The sequence below is a fragment of the Flagellimonas flava genome (assembly GCF_050617915.1).
Classification (GTDB): domain Bacteria; phylum Bacteroidota; class Bacteroidia; order Flavobacteriales; family Flavobacteriaceae; genus Flagellimonas; species Flagellimonas flava_A.
Genome location: NZ_JBODQE010000080.1, coordinates 1 through 263, shown reverse-complemented (window position 1 = coordinate 263; position 263 = coordinate 1). Strand labels below are relative to the sequence as shown.

Genomic DNA, 263 nt, shown 5'->3' with positions numbered 1-263 from the left:
GACATGCTGCTGGAGCGCCGTTCCATCGAAGAACTCGAAGAGTTACTTAAGGAGCGCCTCGAGCTCATTCGGTCACGTCGGCGCGGCTGACCCGGGAACCCCCTGCTCCCGGCCGGGCAATGTCCGGTCGTGCGCGTGCGTGGTCCGAGCGCGAAAGGCGTCCCTCGATGCCCCAGCGGGCGACTTTGACCAGCGCCTCACGAATGTTGGACCCGCTCATCTTGGACACACCGAGCTCGCGCTCGGTAAAGGTAATCGGCACC

General features: G+C 64.6%; 2 pseudogenes. One reads left to right on the top strand and one right to left on the bottom strand.

The features are described from left to right. Nucleotides 1–90 (top strand): annotated as a pseudogene (rbpA, locus tag ACRHOZ_RS21055) (RNA polymerase-binding protein RbpA); the annotation flags it as partial. Here rbpA and ACRHOZ_RS21050 read toward each other — a convergent pair. Continuing rightward, nucleotides 65–263: pseudogene (locus tag ACRHOZ_RS21050) on the bottom strand (hypothetical protein); the annotation flags it as partial. The pseudogenes rbpA and ACRHOZ_RS21050 sit on opposite strands and share 26 nt — an antisense overlap.